The following is an 11,567-nucleotide window of genomic DNA, read 5'->3' as shown; positions in this document are numbered from 1 at the left end:
ACTTCAACCTTAGGGTTCGACGGAACGGAATCGGAGCGGCGACGTCGAGCCTGGCTGAACCGGAAGGGGTGGGATCAGCGGCGCGGCGTCGCCGAGATTCGGCGCGCGCGACGCAGACGGCGGGAGGAAAGCCCCCCGAGCGCACTCTGCACGTGATCCATGCCCCGACCCTACCCCTTCTGGGCGCGCGGGATGCATCCCTGACGCAAGCGAGTGCCGCGCGCGGCACGCGGGAGGGTCAGGGATGCATCCCCGCGGGGCTATTCGCGGAGGGCGGCGGCGTGGCGTGACGTTGCTAGGGCGGCGCCGGCGAGCTTGGCGTCGGTGGCCTCGGCGGCGGTGAGGGTGCGGTCGGGGGCTCGGAAGCGCAGGGCGAAGGTCAAGGACTTCGCGCCCTCGGGCAGGCCCTGGCCGCGGTAGTCATCGACCAGCTGGATGTGCTCCAACAGGTCGCCCGCGCCCTCGCGCACCGCGGCGAGCACATCCCCGGCGGGGATCTCGGCCGCGACCACGAGCGACAGGTCCTGCGTCGCCGCCGGCAGCGTGCCGATCGGCTGCGCCGTCACCTGCTCCGGCGCCGCGGCGAGCAGCGCATCCAGGTCGAGCTCGAGCAGCGCCACCACGCGCGGCAGGTCCAGCTCGTCGGCGATCGCCGGGAGCAGTTCGCCCGCCACGCCGACCACGGTCTCGCCGACGCGGACCTCGGCGGTGCGACCCGGGTGCAGCGCCGGATGCGCGCCCGTCACCGCGGTCAGCTCGACACCGAGCGCCAGCCCGACCTGACGTGCCAGGTCGAGGGCATCGGCGACGCCGCTCGGAGCGGCGACCGCGCCCGGCTGCTTCGGGGTCACATCGCCGAGCAGCAGCCCGCCGACGCGCCACGGCTGCGCCGGAAGGGCCGCCTCGAGCTCGGCGAGCTCGCTCGCGCTCGGCAGCACGCCGCCGCTCGGGTTGGCCGCGGTGCCGTACTCGACGCCGGGCTCCGGACGGAATACCCCGCCGATCTCGAACAGCGCCAGATCGGTGAGACCGCGCGACAGGTTGCGGCGGGCGATGTCGAGCAGGCCCGGCAGCAGGCTGCGGCGCAGGAACGGCGCCTGCGCATCGAGCGCGTTCTCGAGCTTCACCGCGGGAGCCCCCGGCTCGAAGCGGTCGATCGCGGCCGCCGTGAGGAACGGATAGGCCAGCACCTCGGTGGCGCCGGCCGCGGCGAGCGTCTGCGCCACGCGACGACGGGCGCGCTGGCTGCGGCTGAGCCCGCGTCCGGGAGGCGCGACCGGCAGCTCGGAGCCGACCCGGTCGTAGCCGGTGATGCGCGCCACCTCTTCGATCAGCGCCGCCTCGTCGGTCAGGTCGGGGCGCCAGCTCGGCGGGGTGACGGTCGCCGTCTCGCCCGAGACGTCCACGGTCGCGCCGATGCGCTCGAGCGCCTCGATGACCTCGGCCTGCGTGTAGGCGACCCCGATCAGGGCCTGCGGGCGCGACAGCGCCAGCGTGATCGGCGCGGACTCGACCGAGTCGTCGAGGTCGGTGCCGAGCACGTCGAGCGTGCCGCCGGCGAACTCCACCAGCAGCGCGGCGGCGCGCGTCGCGGCCGCTCGTGCGATGCGCGGGTCGACGGAGCGCTCGAAGCGCTTCGCCGCCTCGCTCGGCAGCTTGTGGCGGCGCACGGCGCGCGCGATCGAGACCGGGTCGAAGTTCGCCGCCTCGATCAGCACGTCGGCCGTCGTATCCGAGATCTCGGTGCTCGCCCCGCCCATCACACCGGCCATGCCGATCGGGCCGGACTCGTCGGTGATGAGCAGGTCTTCGACGTCGAGCTTGCGCACCACCCCGTCGAGCGTCTCGAGGGTCTCGCCCGCGCGCGCCCGGCGCACCGTGATGCCGCCGGCGAGCGTGGCGAGGTCGTAGCCGTGCAGCGGCTGGCCGAACTCGAGCATGACGTAGTTGGTGATGTCGACCGCGAGCGAGATCGAGCGGATGCCCGCCAGCCGCAGCCGCGACGCCATCCACGGCGGAGTGGGTCGGGTCGCGTCGATCCCGCGCACCACGCGCGTCGCGAAGGCCGAGCAGCCGACGCGGCCGCGGATCGGGGCGTCGTCGGCGATCGTCACCGGGAAGGTCTCGCTCGGCGCGGCGACCGCGACCGCGTCGACCGGGTCGCGGAAGTGCGCGCCGGTCGCGTGCGAGTACTCGCGCGCCACCCCACGGATCGAGAAGGCGTAGCCGCGGTCCGGCGTGACGTTGATCTCGACCGCCGCATCCGCGAGGCCCAGCAGTTCGATCGCGTCGGTGCCGGGCTCGGGGTCGAGACCCAGCTCGATGAGGCGCAGGATGCCGTCGTGCTCGTCGCCGAGCCCGAGCTCACGGGCGCTGGCGATCATCCCGTCGGAGATGTGGCCGTAGGTCTTGCGGGCCGAGATCGGGAACGGCCCCGGCAGTACGGCGCCGGGAAGCGAGACCACGACCTTGTCACCGGGCGCGAAGTTGTGCGCCCCGCAGACGATGCCGCGCGGTTCGGCGTCGCCGACGTCGACCTGGCACCAGTTGATCGTCTTTCCGTTGGACTGCGGCTCGGGCTCGGCCGAGATCACGCGCCCCACGACGACCGGGCCGGTGATGTCGGAGGTGTGAACGTCCTCCTCCTCGAAGCCGACCTTGACGAGCGCCTCGTGCACCTGCTCGAGCGTGACGTCCTCGGGAAGCGTGACCCACTCCCCCAACCAACTCAGCGGGACGCGCATCAGACCACCATTCCGAACTGCCGGGAGAAGCGAACGTCGCCCTCGACCATGTCGCGCATGTCATTCATCTCGTTGCGGAACTGCAGGGTGCGCTCGATCCCCATGCCGAAGGCGAAGCCCTGGTACTCGTCCGGATCGATGCCGGCGCTGCGCAGCACGTTCGGGTTGACCATGCCGCAGCCGCCCCACTCGACCCAGCGCGCGCCGCCCTTGGCGTTCGGCTGCCAGACATCCATCTCGGCGCTCGGCTCGGTGAAGGGGAAGAAGTTGGGACGCAGTCGGATCTGCGCCTCATGCCCGAACATGGCGCGCGCGAGGTGCTCGAGCGTTCCGCGCAGGTGCGCCATGGTGAGGCCCCGGTCGATGGCGATGCCCTCGATCTGGTGGAACACCGGCGTGTGGGTCGCGTCGAGCTCGTCCTTGCGGAACACCTTGCCCGGGCTCACCACGTACACCGGCAGGTCGCGCTCCAGCAGCGAGCGGATCTGCACCGGGCTGGTCTGGGTGCGCAGCACCAGGTGGCGGTCCTGCGGCGCAACGAAGAAGGTGTCCTGGTCGCTGCGCGCCGGGTGGTCCTCGTCCATGTTGAGCGCGTCGAAGTTGAACCATTCGTGCTCGAGCTCGGGGCCTTCGGCCACCTCCCAGCCCATCGCCACGAAGACGTCGCTCATCTCCTCCATGAGGAGGGACAGCGGATGCCGGGCCCCGGCCCGCCAGCGCGACGGCAGCGCGGTCACATCGACCGTCTCGCTCACGAGGCGCGCCTGCTCCTCGGCGGCGAGCACGACCGCCTCCTGGGCGGCGAGCGCCTGGTTCACGCGACCGCGCGCCTGGCCGACGAGCTTGCCCGCGGCGGCCTTCTGGTCGGCGGGCACGTCGCGCATGGCGGCGTTGAGCTTGGCCAGCGGCGACGCCTCTCCGGCGTGGGCGGATCGCGCCGCCTTCAGGGCTGCGGAGTCGGTCGCGTCGGCGATGGCGGCGAGCGCCGCGTCGACCGCGGCGTTGACCGTCTGTTCGGTGATCTGCGGGGAGTCGGACACGAGCGTCGAGTCTAGTCGGGCGACGCCCCGCACTTCGCGGGCTCGGTCGCCGGCTCCGTCACGGCCGCGGCTAGCTGGGCGGTTTCCCGCGGTTCGGCCGCACCATCGTGATCGCCTGCGTGCCCTGCGAGCCGACCGGCGGCACGTCGTCCGGCGTCACCTTGCCGAGCTTCGGCCCGCTGCGCTTCGCGATCACGCGCGCGAGCCACGAGAGCGTCAGGTTCATGATCAGGTAGATCAGGAGTCCGATGATGAAGAGCGTGAAGAGGTAGCGGTTGCCGAGCGCGTTCTGCAGGTTCTTGATGGTGCGGGCGAGCTCGTTGTAGCCGACGACGTAGGCGAGCGAGGTGTCCTTCAGCAGCACGACGAGCTGGGCGATGATGATCGGCAGCATCTGCCGGAACGCCTGCGGGAACTCGATCGACAGCCGCGTCTGCAGCGGTGTCAGTCCGATCGAATAGCCGGCCTCGCCCTGCCCCTTGGGCAGCGACACGATGCCGGCGCGCAGCGCCTCGCCGATGATCGCCCCGTTGTACACGGCCAGCCCGAGCACCCCGGCCCAGTACGCCCCGGTCGAGAACACCAGGAAGATGAAGAAGATCATCAGCAGCACGGGCATCCCGCGCACGAACTCGAGCAGCGCCGCGGTCGGCACGCGCACCCACATGCTGCGGGCGGTGCGAGCGAATGACAGCAGGATGCCGAGCAGCACGGCGAGCACGGCGGCGACGGCGGCCATCGCGAGCGTCGCGAGCACGCCGCGGCCGAAGTTCTCCCAGAGCAGCGGGTTCAGGGCGATGTCCCAGCGCGACCCGTCGAACATGCCGGGGGTCTCGGCGCCGTTGGCGGCGACGCGCGGCGCGGCGAGCGTCGCGATGATCCAGGCGCCGGCCGCGACCAGCGCGAGGGCGGAGACGACCGAGGCGATCGCCGAGCGGCGCCGCGTCTTCGGGCCGGGGGCGTCGTAGAGAACCGATCCGCTCATCGCAGCACCCGCACCTTCTTCTCGATGGCCCCGGCGATCAGCCCGAGCGGCACGGTGATGACGAGGTAGAGCACGGCGGCGTACAGCAGCATCAGGATCACCTGGTCGCCATGATCACGTGTGCCGCGCGTCGTCGCGCCGAAGAGCTCGAAGACGAAGAATGCCCCCGCGACCGAGGTGTTCTTGGTGAGCGCGATGAAGACGTTGATCAGCGGCGGCACCACCATGCGCGCGGCCTGCGGCAGCACGATGAGCGAGATCGTCTGCCCGAAGGCGAACCCGAGGCTGCGCGCCGCCTCGGCCTGGCCGATGTGCACGCCGTTGATGCCCGAGCGCACCGCCTCCGCGACGAAGGGCGAGGTGTACGCGGTCAGTCCGATGACCGCGAGCACGAAGTAGTCGAGCTGCACGCCCAGCAGCGGAAGCACGAACGCGCAGAAGAACAGGACGAGCAGGAGCGGGACGTTGCGCAGCAGTTCGGTGTACGCGGTGGCGAAACCCCGCAGCACCGGCACCGGCGAGATGCGCAGCGCAGCGACCAGCACGCCGAGAACGAATGCGCCCGAGCCGGCGAGCAGGAGCAGCGCGAGGGTCTGCAGGAACCCCTCGAAATACAGCGGGGTGACATCGATGACGGCGTCCACCGCGTCTCCTTCCTCGTGCCTGTCAGCTGTCGTGGGGCATCAGCGCGGACCCGCCCGCACGCGGCGAGCGGGTCCGCCCCTGATACCTAGTAGCGGTCGACCGCCGGGGGCTCCGGCAGGTCGAGCACGGTGCCCGCGGTGGAGTTCCACGCGTCGGCCCAACGACCGTCGGCGTAGGACTCTTCGAGCACATCGTTGATGAAGGAACGGAAGACGTCGTCATCCTTCGCGAGGCCGATGCCGTAGGGCTCCGACGTGAAGGGGTTGTTGACGACCTCGAACTCACCCGGGTTCTGGTCGGCGAGTCCCGCGAGGATCACGTTGTCGGTCGTGACCGCGATGACGTTGCCGTTGCGCAGCGGCTCCAGGCAGTTGGAGTAGGTGTCGGTGGTGATGAGGTTGACACCGTACTCGGCGATGTTCGCTTCGGAGGTCGATCCGGCGACACTGCAGACGTCCTTGCCCTCGAGGTCCTCGGGGCCGGTGATGCCCTCCGGGTTGCCCGCGAGCACGAGGATGTCCTGACCGGCGAGGTAGTACGGTCCCGCGAACGAGATGACTTCCTTGCGGGTGTCGTTGATCGTGTAGGTCGCCACGACGATGTCGACCGTGCCGTTCTCGATGAAGGGCTCACGGTTGGCCGACACGGTCTCGACCCACTCGATGTTGTCCTCCGAGATGCCGAGCTCGCTCGCGATGATCTTGCCGATCTCGACGTCGAAGCCCTCCGGGTTGCCGTCGAGGCCCTGGAGGCCGAACAGCGGCTGGTCGAACTTGGTGCCGATCGTGATCGTTCCGGCCTCGTTGAGCTCGGCCATGGTCGTGCCGGCCTCGAACGTCACGTCATCCGGGACGGTGGTGTCGCCCGTCGTCGTGCACGCGCTCAGAGCAAGCACGGCGCTCGCGGCGATCGCGACAGCCGTCAGTGGTGTGCGGAGTCTCATGGATTCCCTCTCCTTGCTGTGTGGCTCTCCCACCGGTTAGTGGGTGAGCACCTTCGAGAGGAAGTCCTTCGCTCTCGAAGTCTGTGGGTTCGTGAAGAACGCCTCAGGGGTAGCTTCTTCGACGATCTCGCCGTCGGCCATGAACAGGACGCGGTCGGCCGCCTTGCGGGCGAAGCCCATCTCGTGGGTGACGACGACCATCGTCATCCCCTCGGAGGCGAGCTGCACCATCACGTCGAGCACTTCGTTGATCATCTCGGGGTCGAGCGCGCTGGTCGGCTCGTCGAAGAGCATGATCTTCGGATCCATCGCCAGTGCACGGGCGATCGCGACGCGCTGCTGCTGACCGCCGGAGAGCTGCGAGGGCATCTTCTGCGCCTGGTTGGCGACGCCGACGCGCTCCAGCAGCTCCATCGCGCGCGTCTCGGCCTCGGCCTTGGAGCGCTTGCGCACCTTGACCTGGCCGATCGTGACGTTCTGCAGCACCGTCTTGTGCGCGAACAGGTTGAAGGACTGGAACACCATGCCCACGTCGGCACGGAGCTTCGCGAGCCCGCGACCCTCACTCGGCAGCGGGGTGCCGTCGATCGTGATGGTGCCGTCGTCGATCGTCTCGAGTCGGTTGATCGCCCGGCACAGCGTCGACTTGCCCGAGCCCGAGGGCCCGATGACGACGACGACCTCGCCGCGACCGATGGTCGTGTTGATGTCGTTGAGCACGTGCAGCGCACCGAAGTGCTTGTTGACGTGGTCGAGGATGACGAGCGGCTCCATCACCCCAGCAAAACATGACCCCCGCTCGGGGGTCAACGGTCCGCAGGGAAACGTGACCCGAGTGCAACCTCGGCCCGCGCAGGCGCGGGCGACTCAGGAGCGCTGGGCGAACGCCGACTCGTACAGGCACACGGAGGCGGCCGTGGCGAGATTGAGCGACTCGGCGCGTCCGTAGATCGGCAAGCGCACGGGACGGTCGGCTCGCGCCAGCTCCTCGTCGGTGAGCCCGCGCGCCTCGTTGCCGAACAGCCACGCCGTCGGCGCGGTGAGCAGGTCGCGCACGGCGGGCAGATCGTCGCCCTTGATATCGGCGGCCAGAACCTGCAGACCCGCGGCGCGCACCGTCGTGAGGGCGTCGTCGAGCGTGCCGTTCTGCACGATCGGCACGTGGAAGAGCGAACCCGTGGTCGAGCGCACCACCTTCGGGTTGTAGGCATCGACGGTGCTGCCGGTGAAGATCACGGCGTCGGCGCCCGCGGCATCCGCAGCGCGGATGATCGTGCCGGCATTGCCGGGATCGCGCACCTCGTGCAGGATCGCCACCAGGCGAGGGCCGCTGGCCATGATGTCGTCGACCGACATCACCAGCGTGCGGCAGACCGCGATCACGCCCTGCGGGGTCACGGTGTCGGCCATCGCGGCGAGCACCTGCTCGGAGACGAGCTCGACCGCGACGCCGGTTCGCTGAGCGGCCTGGACCAGGTCGGCCGACCGGTCGCGAGTCGCCTCGGTCATGAACAGTTCGACGAGCAGCTCCGGCCGATAGGCCAGCACCTCGCGCACGGACTGCGGCCCTTCGACCAGGAACAGGCCGGTGGAGGTGCGGGCCGCGCGCTTGGCGAGCTTGTGAACCGCGCGCACTCGCGGCGAGCGCGGATTGTCGATCATGTCCGCATGCTACTGAGCGGAGATGATCGGACGGCGATGAAACGACGAAGGCGCGCATCCTGAGGGATGCGCGCCTTCGTGAGCGGTCTCGATACGCGGGCTTCGCCCGCTACTCGACCAGCAAGCAGTGCGGGATTTGCCCGCTGCTCGACCAGCAAACGCTGCGGGCTTCGCCCGCTACTCGACCAGCAAGCGCTGCGGGCTTCGCCCGCTGCTCGACCTGGGTGATCAGGCCGCCGAGGCGGGCTGGTTCACGTCGGTCGGCAGAGCCTTCTTCGCGACCTCGACGAGGCCGGCGAACGTGGCCGGCTCGTTGACCGCGAGCTCGGCGAGGATGCGACGGTCGACCTCGACGCCCGCGAGACCCAGACCCTGGATCAGACGGTTGTAGGTCAGGCCGTTCGCACGCGCCGCGGCGTTGATGCGCTGAATCCAGAGGCGACGGAACTCGCCCTTCTTCGCGCGACGGTCGCGGTAGGAGTAGACGAGGGAGTGGGTGACCTGCTCCTTCGCCTTGCGGTAGAGGCGCGACCGCTGACCGCGGTAGCCCTCTGCGCGCTCGAGCGTAGTGCGGCGCTTCTTGGCGGCGTTGACCGCCCTCTTTACACGTGCCATGAGTTTCGTTCCTTTTCGGGATCCGGGCTTACTTGCCCAGGAGCTTCTTGATGACCTTGGCGTCCTGCGGAGCGAGGACGACGTCGTTGTTGAGGCGACGCGTGAGCTTCGAGGACTTGCGCTCGAGGTTGTGACGCATGCCCGCGCCCTGCTTCACGACCTTGCCGCTGCCGGTGACCCGGAAACGCTTCTTGGCACCCGAGTGCGACTTCTGCTTAGGCATTCTTCTCTCCTGCGGTGGTGGGCGCCGCGACTTCCTGCGCCTCGCTCTGGGCACCGGACTGGGTCCGTGCCTTGGTCTCGGCCTTCTTGGCCTGGGCTTCGGCTTTCGCCTCGGCCTTGTTCTTGTGCGGTCCGATCACCATGACCATGTTGCGACCGTCGATGGTCGGCGTGGATTCCACGGTGCCGAACTCGGCAACATCTTCGGCGAAGCGCTGCAGCAGACGAACACCCTGCTCGGGTCGGGACTGCTCACGGCCTCGGAAGAGGATCATGGCCTTCACCTTGTCGCCCGCCTGGAGGAAGCCCTCCGCGCGCTTGCGCTTGGTCTCGTAGTCGTGCTTGTCGATCTTCAGACGGAAGCGAACCTCCTTGAGGATCGTGTTCGCCTGGTTGCGCCGAGCTTCCTTCTGCTTCTGGGCCTGCTCGTACTTGAACTTGCCGTAGTCCATGATCTTCACCACGGGCGGCTTCGAGGTCGGGGAGACCTCGACCAGGTCCAGGTCGGCCTCCTGCGCCAGGCGCAGGGCGTCCTCGATGCGGACGACGCCGACCTGCTCTCCGTTGGGTCCGACGAGGCGGACCTCGGGGACACGGATCCGGTCGTTCGTTCTGGGATCGCTGATGCGGAACTCCTTCGTGTGTGTGCGTAGCCCTGCTGCCAGGCACGAACGAAGACGAATTCCCTGTCGCGCGTCGAGTCGACGCCCTTCATCAATGCACCCTGGCTACCGCGTGAGCGGCGGAGTGCAACTGACCCGATAACCTGTTGGAAGCGGTCGGCGGGTGGGATTTCTCCACTTTCGTGTCCGGGGATCTGGCCCCGGAGCCCGCATCAGAATAGCAGAGGACAGCGCGTGAGCGAAGAGCAGGGTTACGACGACGAGATTCGCGACATCGCGGACGTGCCGGCGGTCGAGGTGATCAACACCGTCGCGGTGCACCTGCTGAGCGCGGCGGCCGTCAAGACCGGGCTCGCGGACGACCCCGACATGGCGACCGACCTCGACGAGGCGCGCAAGCTCATCGACGCGCTCGCCGGCCTCGTGACGGCGTCGGCCCCGCACCTCGGCGACCACCACGCGCGTGCGCTGCGCGACGGTCTGCGTTCGGTGCAGCTGGCCTTCCGCGAGGCGTCCGCGTTCCCCGACGAGATCGGCAAGGGTCCGGGCGAGAAGTGGACCGGGCCGGTCAACTAGCCGGACGGATCCCCACCCCGAGCGAGTCGACCCGCTCGGCGATGATCGGCTCGTTCGCCCAGCGTTCCGCGAGGCGCGCCACGAGCTCTTCGAGCGCCGTCGCATCGAGTCCCGGTTCGACCGTCAGCCGGATCTGAAGCTCCGGGCCCGCGAGCCGCGCCTCGGGATCTCCGGCGAGGGTATCCAGCTCGGACACGGCTGGCTCCCCCTCGATCGCGCGCTGCAGCACGGCGCGGACCTCCGCGTCGGCGTAGGACGGCGTCCAGCTCTCCCCCAGCGCCAGGGCGCGGAAGGCGGGTCGCCGCAGCACGAAGCCGTTCTCGCTCGCGGGATCGATGGCGATCAGCTCCGTGCCTTCGGTGGCGGCGGCGATCGCGACCCGCGGGGCCTGGATCGGAATCGGTCGCGCCTCCGGGTTCCAACGGCGCATCGACTCGACACCGCTGAACGCGGGGAGCACCGCGCGCCCGTCCGGCCCTTCGACCGTGACGATGGAGAGCTCCTGCGTCTTGTCGACCAGCTGGCCGTGAGCGCCCACGCCCTCGTCGCCGCGGACCGCGATCAGCGGGATGAGGAGGCGCACCTCGTGAAGCACCGCGATCAGCCGAGGCAGGTCGAGGTCTCCCGTGCGGAACGCCGCCACCGCGTCGCTCAGCCGCGGATCGGGCGAACCGTCATCGCTGCTGGGGGCGGTCTCCGGAAACGAGCGCCCCGCCCACGGGACGCCGGCGGAGTCGGTGGCGCCGGTCACGGCTCGGATCAGCCGCCGGCGACGTCGAGCGCCTCGGGCAGCGTGAACGCCCCCGAGTACAGCGCCTTGCCGATGATCGCGCCCTCGAGCCCGAGCGGCACGAGCTCGCGCAGCGCCGCGATGTCGTCGAGGTTGGCGATGCCGCCGGAGGCGATGACGGGCTTGTGCGTCTTCTCCATGACCTGACGCAGCAGCTCGATGTTCGGGCCCTTGAGGGTGCCGTCCTTGGTGACGTCGGTCACGACGTAGCGGGCGCAGCCGGCGGCCTCGAGGCGCTCCATGACGGTCCAGAGATCGCCGCCCTCCTGCGTCCATCCGCGCGCGGCGAGCGTCGTGCCGCGCACGTCCAGACCGACCGCGATCGCCTCGCCGTAGGCGCCGATCACATAGGAGGCCCACTCGGGGTTCTCCAGCGCGGCGGTGCCGAGGTTGATGCGCTTGGCGCCGGTCGCGAGCGCCGCCTCCAGCGTCTCGTCGTCGCGGATGCCGCCGGAGAGCTCGATGTTGACGTGCTTGGGTGTGTTCTTGATGACCTTCTTGATCACCGCGCGGTTGTTTCCGCGACCGAACGCCGCATCCAGGTCCACGAGGTGGATCCACTCGGCGCCCTCATCGGCCCACTGGTGCGCCGCGTCAACCGGATCGCCGTAGCTGGTCTCGGAGCCGGCCTCGCCCTGCGTCAGTCGAACGGCCTTGCCGCCCGCGACGTCGACGGCGGGCAACAGGGTCAGGGCAGGGGCGATATTGAATTCGCTCATCTC

13 protein-coding genes are annotated in these 11,567 nt (G+C 69.6%); 1 reads left to right on the top strand and 12 read right to left on the bottom strand.

Annotated features, from left to right (window positions below; translation table 11 throughout):
* Positions 1-260: 260 nt before the first annotated feature.
* The 10 genes from pheT to infC form a co-directional block, all read right to left on the bottom strand.
* The gene (pheT, locus tag ACR3ZA_RS11735; protein ID WP_473662128.1) at positions 261-2,744 is read right to left on the bottom strand and encodes a phenylalanine--tRNA ligase subunit beta; all 2,484 of its coding nucleotides are present in this window, start codon (positions 2,742-2,744) and stop codon (positions 261-263) included.
* Positions 2,744-3,784: a phenylalanine--tRNA ligase subunit alpha gene (gene pheS / locus ACR3ZA_RS11730; protein ID WP_473662127.1), complete on the bottom strand. Its 1,041-nt coding sequence runs from the start codon at positions 3,782-3,784 to the stop codon at positions 2,744-2,746. The genes pheT and pheS overlap by 1 nt, the downstream gene beginning before the upstream one ends.
* Positions 3,785-3,854: 70 nt before the next feature.
* A complete protein-coding gene (locus tag ACR3ZA_RS11725; RefSeq protein ID WP_473662126.1) occupies positions 3,855-4,769 on the bottom strand; it encodes an ABC transporter permease subunit in 915 nt (304 codons plus the stop codon).
* A complete protein-coding gene (locus tag ACR3ZA_RS11720; RefSeq protein ID WP_473662125.1) occupies positions 4,766-5,413 on the bottom strand; it encodes an ABC transporter permease subunit in 648 nt (215 codons plus the stop codon). Before ACR3ZA_RS11720 ends, ACR3ZA_RS11725 begins: the two co-directional genes overlap by 4 nt.
* 86 nt (positions 5,414-5,499) lie before the next feature.
* Positions 5,500-6,357, bottom strand: a complete 858-nt coding sequence (locus tag ACR3ZA_RS11715) for a transporter substrate-binding domain-containing protein (RefSeq protein ID WP_473662124.1) — start codon at positions 6,355-6,357, stop codon at positions 5,500-5,502.
* Positions 6,358-6,393: 36 nt separating this feature from the next.
* Entirely contained in the window at positions 6,394-7,131 is a 738-nt protein-coding gene (locus ACR3ZA_RS11710) for an ATP-binding cassette domain-containing protein (protein WP_473662123.1), read from the bottom strand.
* Between the two features lie 93 nt (positions 7,132-7,224).
* Positions 7,225-8,019, bottom strand: a complete 795-nt coding sequence (locus tag ACR3ZA_RS11705) for a TrmH family RNA methyltransferase (RefSeq protein WP_473662122.1) — start codon at positions 8,017-8,019, stop codon at positions 7,225-7,227.
* 228 nt (positions 8,020-8,247) lie between these two features.
* On the bottom strand, positions 8,248-8,634 hold the full coding sequence (gene rplT / locus ACR3ZA_RS11700) for a 50S ribosomal protein L20 (RefSeq protein ID WP_294181582.1): 387 nt from the start codon (positions 8,632-8,634) through the stop codon (positions 8,248-8,250).
* Positions 8,635-8,662: 28 nt separating this feature from the next.
* Positions 8,663-8,857: a 50S ribosomal protein L35 gene (gene rpmI, locus ACR3ZA_RS11695; RefSeq protein WP_473662121.1), complete on the bottom strand. Its 195-nt coding sequence runs from the start codon at positions 8,855-8,857 to the stop codon at positions 8,663-8,665.
* The gene (gene infC, locus ACR3ZA_RS11690) at positions 8,850-9,521 is read right to left on the bottom strand and encodes a translation initiation factor IF-3 (RefSeq protein WP_473662246.1); all 672 of its coding nucleotides are present in this window, start codon (positions 9,519-9,521) and stop codon (positions 8,850-8,852) included. Before infC ends, rpmI begins: the two co-directional genes overlap by 8 nt.
* 192 nt (positions 9,522-9,713) lie before the next feature.
* Between infC and ACR3ZA_RS11685 the strand changes: the two genes are divergently transcribed.
* Complete coding sequence (locus ACR3ZA_RS11685; RefSeq protein WP_473662120.1) at positions 9,714-10,055, top strand: DUF1844 domain-containing protein; 342 nt, start codon at positions 9,714-9,716, stop codon at positions 10,053-10,055.
* On the opposite strand, the gene ACR3ZA_RS11680 is transcribed toward ACR3ZA_RS11685, so the two are convergent.
* The gene (locus tag ACR3ZA_RS11680; protein ID WP_473662119.1) at positions 10,048-10,806 is read right to left on the bottom strand and encodes an SseB family protein; all 759 of its coding nucleotides are present in this window, start codon (positions 10,804-10,806) and stop codon (positions 10,048-10,050) included. The two genes, ACR3ZA_RS11685 and ACR3ZA_RS11680, sit on opposite strands and share 8 nt — an antisense overlap.
* An 8-nt stretch (positions 10,807-10,814) precedes the next feature.
* Positions 10,815-11,564, bottom strand: a complete 750-nt coding sequence (gene priA, locus ACR3ZA_RS11675; RefSeq protein ID WP_473662118.1) for a bifunctional 1-(5-phosphoribosyl)-5-((5-phosphoribosylamino)methylideneamino)imidazole-4-carboxamide isomerase/phosphoribosylanthranilate isomerase PriA — start codon at positions 11,562-11,564, stop codon at positions 10,815-10,817.
* Positions 11,565-11,567: the final 3 nt, after the last annotated feature.

This window comes from Herbiconiux sp. J20-20, assembly GCF_057365085.1.
The sequence above is the reverse complement of the archived record's forward strand: the minus strand, read 5'-3'. Positions and strand labels throughout refer to the sequence as shown.